The sequence below is a fragment of the Priestia sp. SIMBA_032 genome (assembly GCF_046535215.1).
Lineage (GTDB): Bacteria > Bacillota > Bacilli > Bacillales > Bacillaceae_H > Priestia > Priestia aryabhattai.
Window position 1 is genome coordinate 1 of record NZ_JAWRXD010001118.1, and the last position, 253, is coordinate 253.

Here is a 253-nt window from a genome sequence, read left to right on the forward strand (position 1 = left end):
TTGCGCAAGGGAGTTTTAATAAATTCCCTGAATTTTCAAGTGATTTTTTATGTAAACCGTTTAATTATGGTGAGTTACTTATTGATGTAGATAATTTAACAAAACAGATTAATCTTCTTTCTACCTTTGATGTAGTAGGATTCACAGAAAAAGAGCTGGGAGATTCTATATTTGAACGGGCTATGAGCATTTATAAAATTAGAAGATCTTTGATGGAAATAGGATTAGAGACACCTATCCATATTTTTGGGTG

Annotated in this window: 1 protein-coding gene; it reads left to right on the top strand. The window is 31.2% G+C overall.

Annotated features, from left to right (window positions below):
- A partial coding sequence (locus tag SB717_RS37805) for a hypothetical protein (RefSeq protein ID WP_410908298.1) occupies nt 1-253 on the top strand: 253 nt, incomplete at both ends.